At 55.1% G+C, this 18,311-nt stretch carries 19 protein-coding genes and 3 tRNA genes; 10 read left to right on the top strand and 12 right to left on the bottom strand.

Features of this window, described 5'->3' with window-relative positions:
* Window positions 1–233 precede the first annotated feature (233 nt).
* The 5 genes from proP (at window position 234) to HWW83_RS02940 (ending at window position 5,164) form a co-directional block, all read left to right on the top strand.
* A complete protein-coding gene (gene proP / locus HWW83_RS02960; protein WP_025302375.1) occupies window positions 234–1,736 on the top strand; it encodes a glycine betaine/L-proline transporter ProP in 1,503 nt (500 codons plus the stop codon).
* 98 nt (window positions 1,737–1,834) lie between these two features.
* Window positions 1,835–2,761, top strand: coding sequence for a LysR family transcriptional regulator (locus HWW83_RS02955; RefSeq protein WP_103101169.1), 927 nt, complete (start codon window positions 1,835–1,837; stop codon window positions 2,759–2,761).
* 108 nt (window positions 2,762–2,869) lie between these two features.
* A complete protein-coding gene (locus tag HWW83_RS02950; RefSeq protein WP_046686837.1) occupies window positions 2,870–4,495 on the top strand; it encodes a GMC family oxidoreductase in 1,626 nt (541 codons plus the stop codon).
* 129 nt (window positions 4,496–4,624) lie between these two features.
* Window positions 4,625–4,792, top strand: a complete 168-nt coding sequence (locus HWW83_RS02945) for a hypothetical protein (protein WP_159085273.1) — start codon at window positions 4,625–4,627, stop codon at window positions 4,790–4,792.
* Window positions 4,793–4,894: 102 nt separating this feature from the next.
* The gene (locus HWW83_RS02940; RefSeq protein WP_033642645.1) at window positions 4,895–5,164 is read left to right on the top strand and encodes a hypothetical protein; all 270 of its coding nucleotides are present in this window, start codon (window positions 4,895–4,897) and stop codon (window positions 5,162–5,164) included.
* 57 nt (window positions 5,165–5,221) lie between these two features.
* On the opposite strand, the gene HWW83_RS02935 is transcribed toward HWW83_RS02940, so the two are convergent.
* The 3 genes from HWW83_RS02935 to HWW83_RS02925 form a co-directional block, all read right to left on the bottom strand.
* Complete coding sequence (locus HWW83_RS02935) at window positions 5,222–5,773, bottom strand: hypothetical protein (RefSeq protein WP_033642644.1); 552 nt, start codon at window positions 5,771–5,773, stop codon at window positions 5,222–5,224.
* Complete coding sequence (locus HWW83_RS02930; RefSeq protein WP_033642643.1) at window positions 5,739–6,020, bottom strand: hypothetical protein; 282 nt, start codon at window positions 6,018–6,020, stop codon at window positions 5,739–5,741. Before HWW83_RS02930 ends, HWW83_RS02935 begins: the two co-directional genes overlap by 35 nt.
* A gap of 142 nt (window positions 6,021–6,162) precedes the next feature.
* A complete protein-coding gene (locus HWW83_RS02925) occupies window positions 6,163–6,615 on the bottom strand; it encodes a PaaI family thioesterase (protein WP_176588973.1) in 453 nt (150 codons plus the stop codon).
* A gap of 237 nt (window positions 6,616–6,852) precedes the next feature.
* On the opposite strand from HWW83_RS02925, the gene HWW83_RS02920 reads away from it, so the two are divergent.
* On the top strand, window positions 6,853–8,193 hold the full coding sequence (locus HWW83_RS02920) for an anaerobic C4-dicarboxylate transporter (protein WP_033642641.1): 1,341 nt from the start codon (window positions 6,853–6,855) through the stop codon (window positions 8,191–8,193).
* A gap of 164 nt (window positions 8,194–8,357) precedes the next feature.
* Here the strand turns inward: HWW83_RS02920 and HWW83_RS02915 are convergent.
* The 3 genes from HWW83_RS02915 to HWW83_RS02905 all read right to left on the bottom strand — a co-directional run bounded on the left by HWW83_RS02915 (window position 8,358) and on the right by HWW83_RS02905 (window position 10,263).
* Window positions 8,358–8,443, bottom strand: a tRNA-Leu gene (locus HWW83_RS02915).
* 10 nt (window positions 8,444–8,453) lie between these two features.
* A tRNA-Cys gene (locus HWW83_RS02910) sits at window positions 8,454–8,527 on the bottom strand.
* Between the two features lie 758 nt (window positions 8,528–9,285).
* Complete coding sequence (locus HWW83_RS02905; RefSeq protein ID WP_176588972.1) at window positions 9,286–10,263, bottom strand: MBL fold metallo-hydrolase; 978 nt, start codon at window positions 10,261–10,263, stop codon at window positions 9,286–9,288.
* A gap of 88 nt (window positions 10,264–10,351) precedes the next feature.
* Between HWW83_RS02905 and HWW83_RS02900 the strand changes: the two genes are divergently transcribed.
* Window positions 10,352–11,266 carry a LysR family transcriptional regulator gene (locus HWW83_RS02900; RefSeq protein ID WP_197774146.1) on the top strand — a complete coding sequence of 305 codons (915 nt, stop codon included), beginning with the start codon at window positions 10,352–10,354 and terminating at the stop codon, window positions 11,264–11,266.
* A 511-nt stretch (window positions 11,267–11,777) separates the two neighbouring features.
* Here the strand turns inward: HWW83_RS02900 and HWW83_RS02895 are convergent.
* The 4 genes from HWW83_RS02895 to uvrY form a co-directional block, all read right to left on the bottom strand.
* Window positions 11,778–11,853, bottom strand: a tRNA-Gly gene (locus HWW83_RS02895).
* Window positions 11,854–11,997: 144 nt separating this feature from the next.
* A complete protein-coding gene (gene pgsA, locus HWW83_RS02890; RefSeq protein WP_033642639.1) occupies window positions 11,998–12,546 on the bottom strand; it encodes a CDP-diacylglycerol--glycerol-3-phosphate 3-phosphatidyltransferase in 549 nt (182 codons plus the stop codon).
* Between the two features lie 58 nt (window positions 12,547–12,604).
* Window positions 12,605–14,437, bottom strand: coding sequence for an excinuclease ABC subunit UvrC (uvrC, locus tag HWW83_RS02885; RefSeq protein ID WP_071845073.1), 1,833 nt, complete (start codon window positions 14,435–14,437; stop codon window positions 12,605–12,607).
* Window positions 14,430–15,086 (bottom strand): UvrY/SirA/GacA family response regulator transcription factor, encoded by a 657-nt coding sequence (uvrY, locus tag HWW83_RS02880; RefSeq protein WP_004927947.1) that lies wholly within the window; start codon window positions 15,084–15,086, stop codon window positions 14,430–14,432. Before uvrY ends, uvrC begins: the two co-directional genes overlap by 8 nt.
* Before the next feature lie 694 nt (window positions 15,087–15,780).
* Here uvrY and HWW83_RS02875 point away from each other — a divergent pair.
* Window positions 15,781–16,005 (top strand): DUF2594 family protein, encoded by a 225-nt coding sequence (locus HWW83_RS02875; RefSeq protein WP_004927950.1) that lies wholly within the window; start codon window positions 15,781–15,783, stop codon window positions 16,003–16,005.
* Window positions 16,006–16,127: 122 nt separating this feature from the next.
* On the top strand, window positions 16,128–16,469 hold the full coding sequence (locus HWW83_RS02870; protein WP_033642637.1) for a GlpM family protein: 342 nt from the start codon (window positions 16,128–16,130) through the stop codon (window positions 16,467–16,469).
* Between the two features lie 17 nt (window positions 16,470–16,486).
* On the opposite strand, the gene HWW83_RS02865 is transcribed toward HWW83_RS02870, so the two are convergent.
* Both HWW83_RS02865 and HWW83_RS02860 read right to left on the bottom strand, forming a co-directional pair.
* Complete coding sequence (locus tag HWW83_RS02865; RefSeq protein ID WP_033642636.1) at window positions 16,487–16,918, bottom strand: hypothetical protein; 432 nt, start codon at window positions 16,916–16,918, stop codon at window positions 16,487–16,489.
* 174 nt (window positions 16,919–17,092) lie between these two features.
* Window positions 17,093–17,407 (bottom strand): hypothetical protein, encoded by a 315-nt coding sequence (locus HWW83_RS02860; protein ID WP_033642635.1) that lies wholly within the window; start codon window positions 17,405–17,407, stop codon window positions 17,093–17,095.
* A 542-nt stretch (window positions 17,408–17,949) separates the two neighbouring features.
* On the opposite strand from HWW83_RS02860, the gene HWW83_RS02855 reads away from it, so the two are divergent.
* On the top strand, window positions 17,950–18,309 hold the full coding sequence (locus HWW83_RS02855) for a hypothetical protein (RefSeq protein WP_033642634.1): 360 nt from the start codon (window positions 17,950–17,952) through the stop codon (window positions 18,307–18,309).
* The last annotated feature ends 2 nt before the right edge of the window (window positions 18,310–18,311 follow it).

Genomic DNA, 18,311 nt, shown 5'->3' with positions numbered 1-18,311 from the left:
GGATTTGATCGCCGCAAGATATAACGTTAAGCTATAGATGCAAAATAATTAGTCACCTAAATGACATAACATCGGCATGAGCGACGCTATTTTGTGATCCACATCTCAACTTAAATGTGGATAATGAATCGTCTTGAACCGCGATTCGATTAGCCGATTTGATAACTCGAAAACAACAGTGAACGGAGATTACGCTTTCACGAACAACGAATAATTCATTAAGGGATGATTATATGAAGTTAAGAAAAAAACGACATAAACCGATGCACATTAACGACATCACCATCATCGATGACAGCAAACTCAAGAAGGCCATTACCGCCGCGGCCCTCGGCAACGCAATGGAGTGGTTCGACTTCGGCGTATACGGCTTTGTCGCCTATGCGCTTGGCCAGGTCTTCTTCCCCGGCGCCTCTCCCGGCGTACAAATGATCGCCGCGCTGGCGACCTTCTCCGTCCCCTTCCTGGTGCGTCCGCTCGGCGGTCTGTTCTTCGGCGCCATGGGCGACAAGTTCGGCCGTCAAAAAGTGCTCTCAGTCACCATTATCATCATGGCGGTCAGCACCTTCTGTATCGGCCTGATCCCGTCCTATGCGTCGATCGGCATCTGGGCGCCGATCCTGCTGCTGCTGGCCAAACTGGCGCAAGGCTTCTCCGTCGGCGGTGAATATTCCGGGGCGGCGATCTTCGTCGCCGAATACTCACCGGACCGCAAACGCGGCTTTATGGGCAGCTGGCTGGACTTCGGCTCCATCGCCGGCTTTGTGATGGGCGCAGGCGTAGTGGTGCTGATCTCCAGTATCGTCGGCGAAGCCAACTTCCTCGACTGGGGCTGGCGTATCCCGTTCTTCATCGCCGCGCCGCTGGGCCTGATCGGTCTCTACTTGCGCCATGCGCTGGAAGAAACCCCGGCGTTCCAGCAGCACGTGGACAAGATGGAGAAAGAGGATCGCAACGCCATCGAGAATCCGCCAAAGACCTCGTTCAAAGAGATCGCGGCCAAACACTGGAAAAGTTTGCTGGTGTGCGTCGGTATCGTGATTTCCACCAACGTGACCTATTACATGCTGCTGACTTACATGCCGAGCTACCTGTCGCATAACCTGCACTACTCGGAAGATCACGGCGTTCTGATCATCATCGCCATCATGATCGGCATGCTGTTCGTGCAGCCGGTGATCGGCCTGACCAGTGACCGCATCGGCCGTAAGCCGTTTATCATCGGCGGCAGCATCGGCCTGTTGGCGTTGGCGATCCCGTGCTTCATTCTGATCAACAGCAACGTCATCGGCCTGATTTTCGTCGGCCTGCTGGTGCTGGCGGTGCTGCTCAACTCCTTCACCGGGGTGATGGCCTCCATCCTGCCGGCGATGTTCCCGACGCACATTCGCTACAGCGCGCTGGCGATTTCGTTCAACATTTCGGTACTGATCGCCGGTGCGACGCCGACCGTTGCCGCCTGGCTGGTGGAAGCAACCGGCAACCTGTACATGCCGGCCTACTACCTGATGGTTGTTGCGGTGATCGGTCTTATCACCGGTCTGTACATGAAAGAAACCGCCAACAAGCCGCTACGCGGCGCGACGCCGGCCGCCTCTGACCGCTCCGAGGCAAAAGAGCTGCTGCAGGAAACCTACGACAACATCGAACAGAAAGTCGAGGACATCAACGCGCAGATCGCCGAACTGGAAAAGAAAAAACAGATCCTGATCGACCAGCACCCCAAACTGGACTGATTCGCTCTGACAAGCAAAAACCACCCGCCCGGGTGGTTTTTTTTGCCTGGCGTGCACAGAGTGGTAACTTGACCCGGCGGATGCCGAAGGAGAGATGAATGAATCAGTTTCAGGAGATGGCGACCTATATCGCCGTGGTCGAGGCCGCCAACATCAGCGCCGCCGCCCGCCGCTTGGGCACCACCAAGTCGGTGGTCAGCAGACGCATCCAGCAGTTGGAGACGCGCCTTGGGACTGTGCTGTTCGAACGCGGGAAAACGCTTGGGCTGACCGACGCCGGCCATCTGTTCTATCAGCGCGCCGTTCTCATATTAAGCGAAGTGAGCGATGCCGAAGAGTCGGTGCGAACACTGCACGGCCAACTGCAGGGCCCACTGCGGTTAACCGCGCCGATGGCGTTCAGCATCCGCTATCTGGCGCCGCTGTTATCCGCCTTTATGGAACAATACCCGAACCTCAATCTGGACGTGGAGTACAGCGATCGCCTGGCCAATCTGAATCAGGAAAATTTCGACGTCGCCATCCGTATCGGCGCCTTGGCGGATTCCGACCTGATCGCGCAGCGCATCTGCGTCAACCGTCACTTGATTTGCGCCAGCCCAGCCTATCTTGCGCGTCAAGGCACGCCGACGCACCCGCAACACCTGCAACAGCATCAGGGGTTGCTGTATATTCACCGCGAGCCGACCGGCATGCTGCAACTCCCCATCGAAGGCGAGATCCGATCGTTTCGTATCGGCAAACGCCTGCGCACCGATAATGCTTTTCACCTGCTGGCGGCGGCGAAAGCCGGTTTGGGCCTCGCCATCCTGCCCGCATTTATCGCCGCCGATGCGATACGCGCAGGGGAACTGCGCATTGTGCTGGCCGCCTATTCACCCGACGGCGGCGACATTTCCGCCGTCTATCGCCGTTCAAAACGCGCATCCCCCAAGATCAAGGCGCTGGTGGACTTTCTGAGTGAGCACATTGGCCATACGCCCAGTTGGGAAACCGCGCTGTCCCCTTTCCTGACGTCAACCTGAAAGGTTCGCAGAACGCGAACAGCAGGTTCGAATTTCGCCCGCTTGTCGCTTTTATCTCCGAGTTTTAGTCTGCAGAACACACCTTCCGCCCGCTCTGGAGACTACGCCATGAAAGACCTGTCACGCCGTCAGCTGATATCCCAAACGCTGGCCGTTTCAGCCGCCGCCACGCTCAGCGCTTGCGCATCGAGTTCCGCGTCGGCGGCGCAAACACAACCGGCCCAACGCGCCAGCGAGCCATCCACCTTCGACGTGATCATCGTCGGCGGCGGTTCCGCCGGCGCGGTGATGGCGGCTCGCCTCAGCGAAAACCCAACGCGCCGGGTCCTGCTGATAGAGGCCGGACACAGTTACGCGCCCTACGATTATCCGCGCCTCATCGCGAACAGCGACGTGCTCGGCGCCAATGGCGACCCGGAATTCGAATGGGGATACCGGACAGAACCCGGCTATGTCAGCCACGCGATCGGCGCCATCCGCGGTAAAGTCCTGGGCGGCAGTTCAGGCGTCAACGGCGCCGTGGCGATCCGCGCCCGCCCGGAAGATTTCAAACGCTGGGATCTGCCGGGATGGCGCTATCAGGATCTGCTGCCCTCCTTCAAAAAACTGGAGACTCGTCATGGCCTGCACGACCGCGCAATCCATGGCGATAGCGGTCCTTTCCCCGTCGTGCAACTCACATTGGATGACATCACGCCAATGCAACGCGCTTTCGTCGCCGCCACGCGCGCCAACGGCTATGACGCCATCGACGATTTTGACGGCCCTTCAGCGAATGGCGTCGGCCCCTACCCGATGAATATCGTCAACGGTGTGCGCGTTAACACCGGCATGGCCTATCTGGATGAGAAAACGCGCGCCAGAGACAATCTCATCCTGCGTGCCGATACGCTGGTCGACCGCGTGATATTTGACGGGCAGCGCGCGATCGGCGTTCGCCTGGCCAGTGGCGAAGAAATCCATGCCGCTGAAGTGATCCTGAGCGCCGGAACCTACGGCAGCGCCGCCGTTTTGATGCGATCCGGCATTGCGCCTGCGCAACAGTCGAAGCGTCTGGGGATCCCCGTCGTCGCCGATTTGCCCGTCGGTGAAAACCTGGTCGATCACCCCTTTTATTACAATGCCTACGCAGCCCGCCCCGACGTCATCGGCAGCCAATCGCCGGTTATCGGCGCCAAGCTGTGGACCCGCAGCAGCCGGGCGGAACCGGAGGAGCTCGATCTGCACATTACCGCGACGCATCTGTTCCCACATGACCAAAGCCCCACCGGCGTCGGTTTTGTCCTGGCGGTGGCGCTGACCCGGCCGCAATCCACCGGACGCATCTGGCTGGAAAGCCGCGATCCGATGGCAGCCCCTCACATTGACCTTAACTTCCTGGCGCAAGAGAGTGACCGTGTTCGCTTGCTGGAGGGGGTTAAACTGGCGCGAAAAATAGGGCAAACCGCTCCGCTGTCTACGCTTATCCACAGCGAGCTTGCGCCTGCCGCAGACAGCGACGAGGCCATTCTGGCCTCGATGGCGGCGACGTTGGATACCTATCATCACCCGACCTCCTCCGCGCCGATGGGGAATGCCGGCGACCCGAAGGCGGTCGTTGACCTTCAGGGCCGCGTGCACGGCGTGCACGGGCTTCGGGTTGTCGACGCCTCCATTTTCCCCGACGTGCCCTCCGTCGCCACTAATGTGACGACGATCGCCACCGCCGAGCATATCGCCCGCCACTATGCCTGACCGTTTGGCGGCAAGATAGGCTGTTGAAACCCGGCCGGTCATCCTGATGGCCGGCCTTCGCCATTCCGCAGCGGCACAATCGAAATAACGGCGGCACATTTTATCCTGCCGGGAAACGGTGTTACCCTTGTGGCACCGTCACCTCTGCAAAACATTATCATGGGCAAAATGGATCTTCCCGTCATCATCGGCATCCTGGTTATGCTAACCCTGTGGCTCGGCGCGCTCTTCAACATCGGCGATCTCAGCCTCACCATTTCGCGCCTGTTTCACTGGTTCGAAAGCCAGCGTGGATAGCCTGGGTTCGCGATAACGCAGGCGGCGAGCAAACATCGGCTATGATTGATAGACGTTACGTCATTTTCCGAGACTGTCGCTCGCGATAAAGAGGACCGCATCATGACCGACTATGTGTTCTACAATCAGATCCTGACCCGACTGGCCGCCAATCATCCCGGCACGCTGGATGAGAAAACTTACGAACTGTGGAAGCAGGACGCCACCAGCCCGCACGCCTTCGCAGATCCCTTCGCCTATCTCAAAACCAAGGGGCTGATACAGGCCTACGTGATGAGCGACATCGACGAGAACAACTATGATATCGATCCGCACCAAACGCGGATCACCGCCGCCGGTCTCGACTTCATCCGCAGCGGCGGGTTCAAATAAGACGCAAAAAACCGCCCAACGGCGGTTTTTTTTTACCCTAAAAGCGTCCGGACCGTTTCAGGCGGGGAAAGGCCGATAAAAAATACGCAGCACTTCACTGTCGCCCTGGCGTAGAAAACCGCCTTCCGGCTGCCAGCGCAGATCGCGCGCCAGATTGAGATTTTCCCAGCCGACCGCGCCTCCCACGCCGATGCAAAGATTTTTATTGCCTGCGGCAAATCCCGCGCCGGTGCCGATCATGGCATGCAGCAATCGGGGCGAGGCCGCGTCGCGCATGGAGAATATCCCGATAAAACATCCCTGCGGGGCGCGCAGCATATCCGCCATGGTGCGGATCTCGGTATCGTCAGGGCTGACGAAATGTTTGTACTGCTTATCGAACACCGTCAGCCACAGTTGCTTGTATTTCGCCTTACTGAGCGCGCCGGAACGGTGGGCGCACAGCACCACCGCATCCCAGCACATCTCCCCGCTGAGCGAAAGATACTCTTCCGTATTCTCCTGCGGCTTATCGGCATAATGCCGCGCAAATTCAGCGGCATTCAGATGCGGCGGCACGGCCTGTTTGGCGACGTCACTCTTGTAGCGCTTGAAATTCAACCAATGCATGGGAAGTCTCCTCTTCACCCGATAGATTAATAAATCCGCAGCCGTGAATGAGACGAGCCATCAAATCCAGCGCGTCGTCGGCAACGGCGGTGTCGTCGTCGTTCAGCCCCTGTTCCACCGCCCGCTCAATGGCGCTCATCACCGACGTCGCGCTGGTTTCTTCCCCTTGCGCTACCACGTCCAATACGGCTCTGCCGATCGCCAGACAAAGCTCATGATCAAACTCAACCTCTTTATACGGCTGCATACTCACCCCGATAAATTTTTACCCAAGAATACTAGACCACAATGACGCATCGCGCCTGCGGCCGTATCACGGCGATCGGTGCAGCCGACAGAGAAATGCATCAGGCCCCGGATGGAAGAACCGGGGCCTGATAAATGGCAGTTTATTGCTGCGGCTGTTCGGTAGGGCGAATGATAAAGCAAGTGGCGGTTGCCGAAGCCAGCAGTTTCCCTTCCGCCGTTTTGAGCGTGCCTTCCGCGAAAGCGACGTTTTTCGACGCATAGACCAGACGCCCCTCGGCGATCAGATCAATCTCCTTCGGCACCGGGCGCAACATTTTCACCTGCAGATCGACGGTGCCATAACCCGTCCCTGCGCCCAGCGTACTGTGCACCGTGCAACCGGTCACCGAGTCCAAAACCGTGGCGGCGAAGCCGCCATGAACGCCGCCCAGCGGGTTAAGGTGGCGTTCGTCGGCCCGCGCCACGATGCGGATATATCCCTCTTCAACCGCGGCCGGTTTCATGGGCACCGTTTCAGCGATCGAAGCCGGTGGAATTTTGCCGGCCATCGCTGCCTGTAATAACGCCAGCCCCGTCATTTTTGTCGGATCCATAACTCTCTCCTCTGGTGGTAAATCCGTCATATAGGAGAGGTCTGACCTCTTGGCTTGCTTTTTCGTGCTGATGCCGCTTTCCGCCCGCTCTCTATGTTCTTTGAATGTGACCGACATCACTCTTTAAGGTTAATAACCACAATTTATTAATGCCTTTAGATTTAAAACAACTTTCTGCTGTAAACGCCGCCGGAAACTGAACGCAGTTAAGTTCAACATTATTAAGGCGTATCTATCATGGATTTCTTTCTGCAATTAGCGGTTATATTGGCATGCCTGCTGTATGGGGCGCGTAAAGGTGGCATTGCGCTGGGGTTGCTGGGCGGTATCGGTTTGATGATCCTGGTGTTCGGCTTTCACCTGCAGCCCGGCAAACCGCCGGTAGACGTGATGCTGGTGATCATCGCGGTGGTGGCGGCCTCCGCCACCCTGCAGGCCTCAGGCGGGTTGGACGTCATGCTCCAGATCGCCGAGCGGATGCTGCGGCGCAACCCGCGATATGTCTCAATCATCGCGCCGTTCGTCACCTGCATTCTCACTATCCTGTGCGGCACCGGCCATGTGGTGTACACCATCTTGCCGATCATCTATGACGTGGCGATCAAAAATAACATCCGCCCGGAACGGCCAATGGCAGCCAGCTCGATCGGCGCGCAGATGGGCATTATCGCCAGCCCAGTCTCGGTGGCAGTCGTTTCACTGGTGGCGATGCTCAGCAGCTACACCTTCAATGGCCGCCATCTGGAATTCCTCGATCTGCTGTCGATCACCATTCCTTCCACCCTGTGCGGCATTCTGGCGATCGGTATCTTCAGTTGGTTCCGCGGCAAAGACCTGGACAAAGATCCCGAGTTCCAGAAATTCATCTCGGTGCCGGAGAACCATCGCTACGTCTATGGTGACGCCGCCACCCTGCTGGACCGGGTATTGCCGCGCAGCAACTGGATCGCCATGTGGATTTTCCTCGCCACGATCGCCCTGGTGGCGGTGCTGGGGGCTTTTTCCGACCTGCGGCCCAGCTTCGGTGGCAAGCCACTTTCCATGGTTCTGGTGATCCAGATGTGCATGCTGATGGCCGGGGCGCTGATCGTCATCATTACCCGCACCAACCCGGCGTCTATCTCTAAAAACGAGGTGTTCCGTTCCGGCATGATTGCCATCGTGGCGGTGTATGGCGTCGCCTGGATGGCGGAAACCATGTTCGGCGCGCACCTGACGCAGATAGAAGCCACGCTGGGCGTGCTGGTGAAAGAGTACCCCTGGGCCTATGCGCTGATCCTGCTGCTGGTGTCGAAATTCGTCAATTCGCAGGCCGCCGCGCTGGCGGCGCTGGTGCCGGTGGCGCTGGCGATCGGCGTCAACCCGGCCTATATCGTCGCTTCGGCGCCGGCCTGCTACGGTTATTATATTTTGCCGACCTACCCCAGCGATCTGGCTGCAATTCAGTTCGACCGCTCCGGCACCACCCGCATCGGCCGCTTCGTGATCAACCACAGCTTCATTCTACCGGGCCTGATCGGCGTCAGCGTCTCCTGCGTCTTCGGCTGGATCCTCGCCGCGGCGTTCGGTTTCTTATGATCTGTACTGTGGAGTCCTGCGGGGCTCCCAGCAGGCAGGGTGGCGGCATGACAAAAAAGGAAAAAAATGCAGGCGTAATGCGAATTTCAGGCACAAAAAAACCGCCTCTCGGCGGTCTACGACATTACTACTTATTGCTTTGATTATTCGGTATTTTCGTTCCCTGGTACCCGGGGCGGGACTTGAACCCGCACAGCCATAAGCCGAGGGATTTTAAATCCCTTGTGTCTACCGATTTCACCACCCGGGCTCGGGAAAGTTGGAGGCGCGTTCCGGAGTCGAACCGGACTGGACGGATTTGCAATCCGCTACATAACCGCTTTGTTAACGCGCCTTTATTCTGTTTTGCCTTTTCAGGCCAAAGCCGGTGAATCACCCACTTCGTTTTGTTCTTCGGGATTGCGATGATAAAATCGCTTATCCTAATCATCTGATTCTTAAGTAATTTATTTCGTTACTGCCGAATCGATGGACTGCATTATGGACTAAACCCCCCACCTTGGCAACCCCCCGAAATAGCAAAAAGTTCTCTAACGCTTTCAACTGCTTATTTTGTGGGCGCACTGTTCACAATGCCAACGAAAAGGCAAGCGGAATGTTGATATTATATGCATCGGCTCAGGAATTCACGGGCAAAACGGTTCTTTTTCTCGACAGGAATAGCTTACCCAGCTTTTCACTCGCTTATGGCTGGGGTACCGGATAAAACATCATTATGGGGGGTATCACGTAATCTCCGGCGTCACCATTTTCTCAGCGCAATAAATACCATACTCGCCGAAAGCTTACCCGACGCCGAAATATTGCCGATGATAAACGCTACCGTACTCAGTTTTGAAGCCATCGGACCCCCTTCCTCGCATTTGCGGTCTATCCGTATCAGACTTGGCTCACTTTACTCTTATCCAGAGAGCAAACGTCATGGAAACCTATGAGTCCCCCCTCTTTTGTCGTCTAAAGAACGCCTCGCCGCAATAGAAAAACGCCCGATAAAACACATCGGGCGTCAGATGCTTGAACGACTTCACGATTAATCAGTGACAAGGACGGCGGAATCAACGTCGGTAGCGACACGCCGCCGCACGGCAGGGCTTAATCCAGGAGCGCCAGAGGACGGTCGTCGTAATTAGTCGGCACCCACACATATCCATGCCCCGATTTACGAAGGTGACCGATGCCGGGGAAAGGAAGATGAGGTGCGGCCATCAGCGAACGCCCCGCTGCAATCCTGGCAAACTTCTGTTCACGCACCGTTCGGGCACGGACAGCATCGGTATCAAAACCAATGGTCAAAGCCGGTTCATCAAACTGAACGAGAGAATGAATCATGTCGCCAACGAAACTAAGCTTACGCCCTTGCCTCTCGAGTGTGAAAACCGTACTCCCGGGCGTATGGCCACTCAAGACAGTAGCGATAATGCCAGGCAGCACAACTGTGGTTCCGGTGAAGGATTTGACCTTTCCCGCATCGGCATAAGGACGCAACATCTTCTCTGCAATGTCGGACGAAACGGCATCTGCATGTGGCATGGCAGGACGCGCCGGTTGCAGATAGAAAGCCAGATCCGGCTCGCTGATGTGAATGGTTGCATTAGGGAACACCCTTTTGCCGTCCAGGACCAACCCACCGATATGATCGATATGAGCATGTGTGATCAGGACATCATCAATCTGCTCGGGCTGAATCCCCGCCGCCGCCAGACTGTCCATCAGCCGGCTGGCCTTGCCGCCAAACAGTTTGCCACTTCCGGTATCGACCAGAACGCGCCGCCCATCCATGTCGATCAGAAACACGTTGATCGATGTCCGCACAGGGTTTTCCAGGAAATTTCGTTTCAAAAGCTGATCGACATGCTCTGGCGTTGCCCCATGCAACAGCTTGTGCAGATCCAAATCCACTGTGCCGGCGGACAGCGCAGTGACTTTGGCATCACCCAGTAAGAATCTGTACACCCCAGCCGGCTGCTCCACACCGCTCTGCGATTGTCCGGAAGTATCGGCTAAAGACGAAAAAGTGGGAAAAATCAAGATCGTACTCAGGATTGCGGTCAGTAATAAACGTCGCTTCATAACAATTCAAACCTCGTTATCGGGGATGCGTAAGGATGAATCCACTTTAGGTTTTGTAGTAACATGCGTCAAATGCATGAGGTGAATTATGAAAATTCAAAAAACGGATATTAATGCCATTGACCTGAACCTATTGAAATTCCTGAGCACGCTGCTTCGCGAACGCAACGTCACGCGAGCGGGTGCCAGGATGGGGCTAAGCCAACCGGCGGCCAGCAGAGCATTGGGTCGGCTACGTGAGCTGTTCCAGGACAAAGTTGTCGTGCGCACATCGAGTGGCGTTGAACCGACGCCCAGAATCCTTGCTTTAGAACCATTGGTGGAACGACTGCTGGAGGATATCCGCGGTATTGTGGCGCCAGCGCAATTTGATCCCGCGACTGCACAGCAGCGATTTACCATCGCCTGCCTGGACCATATCGCTTCGATAGTGCTACCAAAATTGGTGGCGAGAACCGAACAAGCTGCCCCCGGAGTGACATTGGACATACCGCCTCCTAGCGGTAACAACGTGGATAGCGTCGCTCGTGGCGATGCGGATATCGCGTTAGGCGTGTTTGACAGTCAACGGCTGCCTGCGGGGTTTCATCAGAGGAAACTCTATGATGAAGATCTGGTCTGCGTAACTCGGCGCGGGCATCCTCTCTTGTCTTCCAGGTTACCCCTGGAGGCGTTCGCCGCATCCTCTCATATCGTCGTTACCATCACCGGACAAGGCAATGCTCAGATCGATACGGCACTCGCCGCGCTGGGTAAAAGTCGGCGAGTGTCGATGCGGCTGCCTCATTTCCTGGTCGCGCCAACGATAGTCGCGAGCAGCGATCTCATTCTCTCCCTACCCAGACGGCTAGCCATGCACATCACGCAGAGCCTCCCCCTTGAAGTAACAGAATTACCGTTGAGGGCCGAGACATTTTCAATGTCGATGATCTGGCATGAGCGAGCTCACGGCGATCCCGCACAGATATGGCTACGTCAACAAATTATCGAGTTGTCAAAATAACCGATGGGAAGCAACGGCACATGCTATTCGTCGACACGGCCATCACAGCCAATGCCTAAGCTTCCCTCCTCGTCATGCCGGCATAACGCAGCGGGGAAGTTTTAACGCTGAACGCGGCGGTGTCGCCGGCTGTCGATTTCGCTGACCAAGGCCACAATATCGTTACCATAACGATCGACAAAATGCGGCGCATGCCCACAGCCTAAGTCCTTGTTATCAGGCTCACGGAAATATCCTTTCCTGCAATCGCAGATTCATCATCGCCGGGGGCGATAAAGCCTGAAAGACCGCTTGAATGTCCAGACTATTTGCGAGGAGAGAAAAAGTACATCATGCAAGAAGAATGTGAGATTCTGTTGCTTTGGTATATCGAATCGACGACCAGAAACAGAGTCACTGATTAAAGCTTGATGGTGAGGTATAGAAAGCGGGAGGGATTAGAAAACAAAAAAGGAGCCAAAGGCCCCTTTTTCGTACCTGCCGAATCACGGGGATTCAACAGGCTAATGTTTGGAGCGGGAAACGAGGCTCGAACTCGCGACCTCAACCTTGGCAAGGTTGCGCTCTACCAACTGAGCTATTCCCGCATTACCAGAACTGACTGATTTCTTTGCTATCTTTCGGCAATTCATCGTTGTCGTCTGATGCGATGCATTCTACTTACCTGACGTGATGAGTCAATAAAATTGTTGGCCCATCACGATCGTTTGCCGCTTTTTGCAGCGTATCGATCACGGTTCCAGCAAATCGTTACGCGCCGCGTTCAAATATTGGAACATCGACCAGAAAGTCAGCACCGCCGCAATATACAGCAAGCCGATCGCCACATATTCCACAGAGCGATCCGGGCGCCACAGCAAACCCACCAGCGACATCATCTGCGCCATGGTCTTCACTTTGCCGATCCAGGACACCGCCACGCTGCTGCGTTTGCCAATTTCCGCCATCCACTCGCGCAGCGACGAAATGATGATTTCGCGGGCGATCATGGTGGCCGCCGGCAGCGTGATCCACCAGCTGTGGTAGTGCTCCGCCACCAGCACCAGCGCTACCGCCACCATCACTTTGTCCGCGACCGGATCCAAAAACGCCCCGAAGCGCGTCGTTTGTTTCCAGCGGCGCGCCAGGAAACCGTCAAACCAGTCGGTGACAGCGGCAAACACAAAGATAACGGCGCAAACCATCGGAGCCCAGCTGAACGGCAGGTAAAACGCCAGCACAAAGAATGGGATCAGAACTACGCGAAACAGGGTAAGCCAAGTCGGTATATTCAATTGCATAATGCTACGGTAACTATCTGGCTAAAGTGGAAATTAAGAGTATGTTGCTACATTGCCCTCAGTGTTTCAATGCATTGTAGATCTTTTCTGCCAATGCTTGTGAAATACCCGGCACTTTTGCAATTTCCTCCACGCTGGCGTTCAACAAAGGTTGCAGTCCGCCCATATACTTCAACAGCACCTGGCGCCGTTTCGGCCCTACGCCTTCAATCAGTTCCAGTGCACTGGTATTTCTGACTTTCGCCCTTCTCTGCCGGTGACCGGTAATCGCATGATTATGTGAATCATCGCGGATGTGTTGGATCACATGCAGCGCCGGCGAATCCGGCGGCAACGAAATCCCTTCGCCTTCCGGCACGAAGAACAACGTTTCTAACCCGGCCTTGCGATCGGCGCCTTTGGCGATGCCGATCAGCAACGGTTTATTCTTGTCCCAGGTGACGTTCAGCGAGTTGAACACGTCGATCGCCATGCCGAGCTGCCCTTTGCCGCCGTCGATGAAAATGACATCCGGGATTTTTTTCTCTTCCAGCGCTTTGCCGTAACGGCGTTTCAGCACCTGCGTCATCGCCGCGTAGTCATCGCCGGGGGTGATGCCGCTAATATTGTAGCGCCGATACTCCGAACGCACCGGGCCGTTTCCGTCGAACACCACGCACGAAGCTACGGTCTGTTCGCCCATGGTATGGCTGATGTCGAAGCATTCCATACGGTTGATTTCCGCCAGATTCAGCACTTTGGCCAATTCCGCCAGCCGCTGATGGATCGTCGACTGTTGCGAAAGCTTGGTCGTCAACGCCGTTGCCGCGTTGGTGCGGGCCAGCTTCAGATAACGGGCGCGGTCGCCGCGCGGCTTGCTTTGAATTTGGATCTTGCGCCCCGCCAACTCGGAGAGCGATTCTGCGAGCAGGTCCTTTTCCGGCAAGCTGAAATCCAACAGGATCTCGCCGGGCAGCGTGCGCGCCTGGCTGCCCTGCAGGTAAAATTGGCCGACGAAAGTCTGCACCACTTCGCTCATATCCGTACCGCCCGGCACCTTAGGGAAATAGCTGCGGCTGCCCAACACCTTGCCCTGACGGATGAACAGCACGTGCAGGCATGCCATACCGGCGTCGAACGCCACGCCGATGACATCCAGATCGTCACTGTCGCCCGACACGAACTGCCGCTCGGTAACGCGGCGCACGGCCTGAATTTGATCGCGTATGCGCGCCGCCTCTTCGAAATTGAGCAGCTTGCTGGCCTCTTCCATGCGGGCAATCAGCTGGTGCAACACCTGTTGATCTTTGCCCGAAAGAAACAGCCGTACGTAGTCCACCTGCTGCCGGTACTCTTCTTCACTCACCAGGCCGGCGACGCAAGGGCCCAGGCAGCGGCCGATCTGATACTGCAGACACGGGCGCGAGCGGTTGCGATACACGCTGTTTTCGCACTGGCGGATCGGGAACAGCTTCTGCAGCAGCGCCAGCGTTTCGCGCACGGCGTAAGAGTTGGGAAAAGGACCGAAATATTCGCCCTTGGCGTGTTTGGCGCCGCGATGCACCGCTAAACGGGGATGGGTATCGGCGCTGAGAAAAATCAGCGGATAAGATTTATCGTCTCGCAAAAGAACATTATATCGCGGTTGGTACAATTTAATGTAGTTATGTTCCAACAACAGCGCTTCTGTTTCGGTATGGGTAACCGTTACGTCTATTTGCGCGATATTTTTAACCAGCGTTTCGGTTTTACGGCTGCTGACCTGCTGCCGAAAATAGCTGGCGAGACGTTTTTTCAGGTCTTTGGCTTTACCGACGTAGATCACCGTGCCAGTGGCGTCATACATACGATAGACGCCAGGTTGGCTGGTGACGGTACTCAGGAAAGCTTTGGCATCAAAACGGTCATTCACTGCTTAACAACGTCTCCGCATTGAACAATCCATGTCGGATGGCCAGGTGGGTCAGTTCGACGTCGCCGCTGATATTCAATTTGCTGAACATACGGTAACGGTAACTGTTCACCGTTTTCGGGCTGAGACTCAGTTGCTCCGAGATCTCATTCACTTTTTTGCCTTTGGTGATCATCAACATGATCTGCAGCTCGCGCTCAGACAGGCAGCTGAACGGCGTTTCGGCCTGCGGCTCCAGCTGGCTCAGAGCCATTTGCTGGGCGATGTCAGACGCGATGTAGCGCTGCCCCGCATGCACGGAACGCAAGGCGTTAATCACTTCCTGCGGCGCGGCGCCCTTGCTCAGGTAGCCGGCGGCACCCGCCTGCATCACCTTCGCGGGCAAGGGATTTTCGGTATGGATAGTCAGCATGATGACTTTGACGTCGGGTGCATAACGCACAATCTTGCGCGTGGCTTCCAGCCCGCCAATGCCCGGCATATTCATGTCCATCAGCACGATATCGACAGCGTTGCCACGGCACCATTTTACGGCGTCTTCACCGCACTGGGCCTCACCGACAACTTTTATACCTTTGATATCTTCAAGAATGCGTCGTATCCCTGCGCGCACCAGTTCGTGGTCATCAACAAGAAGAACGCTAATCAAGGAAAATTCTCCAAAAAAAGGGAGTAACGCAATCAGCCTCTGTTTTCGCCAGAGATATTACTTGTTTTTCAGACAAGAATGAACACAGATTAATACATACTTCCGAATAACTTTGCGGAGCATAGCTGATTTTTCAATTTTAGCCGTCTATGCCGCCGATAAATCGTCACGTCGGAAAAGATCGAGCGACGAAAATAATTTCGTCGCGCTGCGTCAGACACAGGATAGCGCGACAATCATGCCGCGAGGGAGAAATCTGTGTAAGCAATCACGACATGAATAATATTAACACGGCTGTTGGCTGTTTGTAATCATTTGATATTTAAAGCCGCGGCCAACGCGAGCCTGACAGCCGGCGTACAAAACTATTATTACCGACCAACGCCGGCAAAATCAGTGCCACCCGCCCCTAATAATTATAATAACCCCGATTGTTCAACAATAACGAGCCGGGCAAATACTTGTTAACCGCCTCGAAATAACTGGCCGACAATGGATGACCCGGACGTGCAATGAGCAAACTTCACCCACCAGCGCCGCCAGAGCAAGCCCGGTGCAGATGGCTGACGCATGCTATGCTATACTCCGCGCCCAGTTAAATTCGCCGCCGTGCGTGGGCAACTTGCCTATAGTCCGCGCGCGGTGCGCTAAAGCAGCTTGTATCAGGCTACGGCCTCAAAAATCAGGAGAGAAAATGAGCAACGTTGATTTCACTACGTCTGCAAACCCGGAGATCTTGGCGACCGAGGTTGCCTGCCTCAAAGCCACGCTGACGCTGATCCTGAAGTCGATCGGCCAGGCCGATGCCGGGAAAGTCATCATCAACATGGAACGTTTCATCGCCCAGATTGAAGATCCGACTCAGGCGGAAATCTTCAAGAACAGCATTCAGCAAATCAAGCACGCTTACCGCCAGTAAACGTTGCCGCTCAGACCCGCGATTCATGCGGGTCTGTTTTTCCCCGCACTACGCAATACGCCATTGATTCTGCTCAGGCTTTCGGGCAGTGTGTTGGCTTTCCCCCGACACCCGAGACCGTTATGGGCATCTTTGTCAAAGCGCTGATAGGCGCGCTGGTCGTGGTTCTGATCGGCCTGCTGGCCAAAACGCGCAACTATTATATCGCCGGTTTAGTCCCGCTCTTCCCCACTTTCGCTTTGATTGCGCATTATGTTGTCGGCAGCGAACGTTCAATAGCGGCGCTGAAAACGACGCTGATTTTCGGCATGTGGGCGGTGTTGCCCTATCTGGTGTATTTGATTTCGCTGTATTTCCTGATTAACAGTCTGCGGCTGTCGTTAGCGCTGGGGGCGGCGGTACTGTGCTGGATTGCGGCGGCGTGGCTATTAATTACGCTGTGGGGATGGTGGCAAGGGCGTTAACGCCCTTGCCTGGGCGGTTACGGCCGCCCAGCCTGCAAAACGAAGCCTCGCTGCCGATCGCCGGCGATCCGCAGATAGCGGCTTTCACCGGCGCGCAGCGTCATCGGCACGCTGCCGCTGGTATCTCGCCAAATACACAGAGAGTTCTCTATCATATCTTGCCCGATGCTCACCGAAGTATTGCCCGGCGGCACGCGAAACTCCGCTTTTTCTTTCGCGCCCAGCGAAGCGGCGAACTCCCCATTCACATAAACGCCGGTGCGGCAGCTACCCGCCAGCATTCCACTGTCGCGCACCACCACCACCGTGGCGTATGGCGTATCCGGGATATTCTGATAAAGCATCAGACGGCTTGGGGGCGGTAATTCAGCCTGTTGCGGTGGTACGGCTTGGGTCGCACATCCCGTCAACAGTGCAGAGGCGAACAACAACGCGGCGTAATGCTTCATCCTTGGCTCCTGAAAAAAATAATGCTTATCGTAACAAGAGAATAGCTGCTGTCAGTAGTCCTCATGTCGCAGAGACGAAAAAATCGGATAACTTCCCACTCATCGCCCAGCGCGTCTTTCCGGATAAGAAGATTCTGTATTAAAGACCTTGAAATAAAGGCGATTTTTACAAATTTAAAACTTTACCATGCCACGTTGGATATCTGCCGCAAACGCGTCACTGACGTAGCTGAAGCCATCCGGCGTGACGTAAACCCGGGTATGACCGGTCTCTGACAGCACTGCCACCATATATCCCAGACTGAGCATTTCATGCGAAGGAACATTCATCGGCGTTAGAAATCCGCGTCCGCGGCACCACTGATAAAAGCGAGTTCGCCCATATCCCAACACGGTGCCAACATCGGAAAGGTGCTTAAAATTATCATAATCCCCTGATGGTGAAGGCAAACCGCCATGGCTTTCAGGCGTTTTCTTTATCCCAGACAAAATAAACTCCTTTTTTGAACCTGTCGCTAACGGTTATCCCTCATCTGAGCTGAATTTAAAAAATCCAAATTTAAAATGCAAATGAATTCCCTGTAACTAAAAAGTATTTAATGGAAGAATTCCGAAAATAAAGGCACAATAAAAAAACAGAAATAAAAAAATAGAGCATTAATACCGTGCATTAAAACTTGGCCATGGGTAAATATCTTAACTCAAAATTCCATTTAAACAGGATAAGAAAATACTTAGCTTGCATACTGTTATTCCCTCTCATAACGCTGAGATAATGACCAGGCCATGCAGCAAAAAGAGAAAAGATATAAAATCGCTCTGCCCACACACTCTCATCGTCAGATCTGCCCCTTGTAAGCCTCTCCCCTATCGCCGACGGCGCATTTCAGGGTGCCGTTGCCTCAATCACACCTAAACAATAACCATTATCATTTCCAATTGTGTCGTCAGTTGATTACACTTTTTCGCATCGCTGGTTGGGAAGATTCCTAGTCAGTGATCACCAGGATAGAGGAAGAGTTAGGGACACCATGAAGAATTACCGTTGTTTGATTGTTTTGCCGTTATTGATGATGACTGCCTGTACCCAATGGGAAAGACCCGGCGCAGTTGAGAGCACCCGAAATGCCGAATATGCCGAATGCCGCAGTCGGGGCTACGATCGCTTCCCGCCAGACGTCGTGCGGGACGTAGAGTTCAGCTACGAAAACAAATACATCCCTTGCGAGAAGAATAAGAAAGATTGTCCATCGGGATATCGCTATGACAAAGAGCCGTCGATCAAAACGGTACAGACCGATCGCAATCAGTCAGCCCGAAACGCCACCATCGAGGCTTGTATGTACGGCAAGGGCTGGCGAGAGAAAACCTACTATTGGCCGCAGTGGTGATG

Origin of the sequence: Serratia ureilytica, from assembly GCF_013375155.1 — a bacterium.
GTDB classification, from domain to species: domain Bacteria; phylum Pseudomonadota; class Gammaproteobacteria; order Enterobacterales; family Enterobacteriaceae; genus Serratia; species Serratia ureilytica.
The sequence above is the reverse complement of the archived record's forward strand: the minus strand, read 5'-3'. Positions and strand labels throughout refer to the sequence as shown.

Coding starts and splice junctions, on each gene's coding strand:
- proP (WP_025302375.1), top strand. CDS start 234: ATGAAGTTAAGAAAAAAACGACATAAACCGATGCACATTAACGACATC.
- HWW83_RS02955 (WP_103101169.1), top strand. CDS start 1,835: ATGAATCAGTTTCAGGAGATGGCGACCTATATCGCCGTGGTCGAGGCC.
- HWW83_RS02950 (WP_046686837.1), top strand. CDS start 2,870: ATGAAAGACCTGTCACGCCGTCAGCTGATATCCCAAACGCTGGCCGTT.
- HWW83_RS02940 (WP_033642645.1), top strand. CDS start 4,895: ATGACCGACTATGTGTTCTACAATCAGATCCTGACCCGACTGGCCGCC.
- HWW83_RS02935 (WP_033642644.1), bottom strand. CDS start 5,773: ATGCATTGGTTGAATTTCAAGCGCTACAAGAGTGACGTCGCCAAACAG.
- HWW83_RS02930 (WP_033642643.1), bottom strand. CDS start 6,020: ATGCAGCCGTATAAAGAGGTTGAGTTTGATCATGAGCTTTGTCTGGCG.
- HWW83_RS02925 (WP_176588973.1), bottom strand. CDS start 6,615: ATGGATCCGACAAAAATGACGGGGCTGGCGTTATTACAGGCAGCGATG.
- HWW83_RS02920 (WP_033642641.1), top strand. CDS start 6,853: ATGGATTTCTTTCTGCAATTAGCGGTTATATTGGCATGCCTGCTGTAT.
- HWW83_RS02905 (WP_176588972.1), bottom strand. CDS start 10,263: ATGAAGCGACGTTTATTACTGACCGCAATCCTGAGTACGATCTTGATT.
- HWW83_RS02900 (WP_197774146.1), top strand. CDS start 10,352: ATGAAAATTCAAAAAACGGATATTAATGCCATTGACCTGAACCTATTG.
- pgsA (WP_033642639.1), bottom strand. CDS start 12,546: ATGCAATTGAATATACCGACTTGGCTTACCCTGTTTCGCGTAGTTCTG.
- HWW83_RS02875 (WP_004927950.1), top strand. CDS start 15,781: ATGAGCAACGTTGATTTCACTACGTCTGCAAACCCGGAGATCTTGGCG.
- HWW83_RS02870 (WP_033642637.1), top strand. CDS start 16,128: ATGGGCATCTTTGTCAAAGCGCTGATAGGCGCGCTGGTCGTGGTTCTG.
- HWW83_RS02865 (WP_033642636.1), bottom strand. CDS start 16,918: ATGAAGCATTACGCCGCGTTGTTGTTCGCCTCTGCACTGTTGACGGGA.
- HWW83_RS02855 (WP_033642634.1), top strand. CDS start 17,950: ATGAAGAATTACCGTTGTTTGATTGTTTTGCCGTTATTGATGATGACT.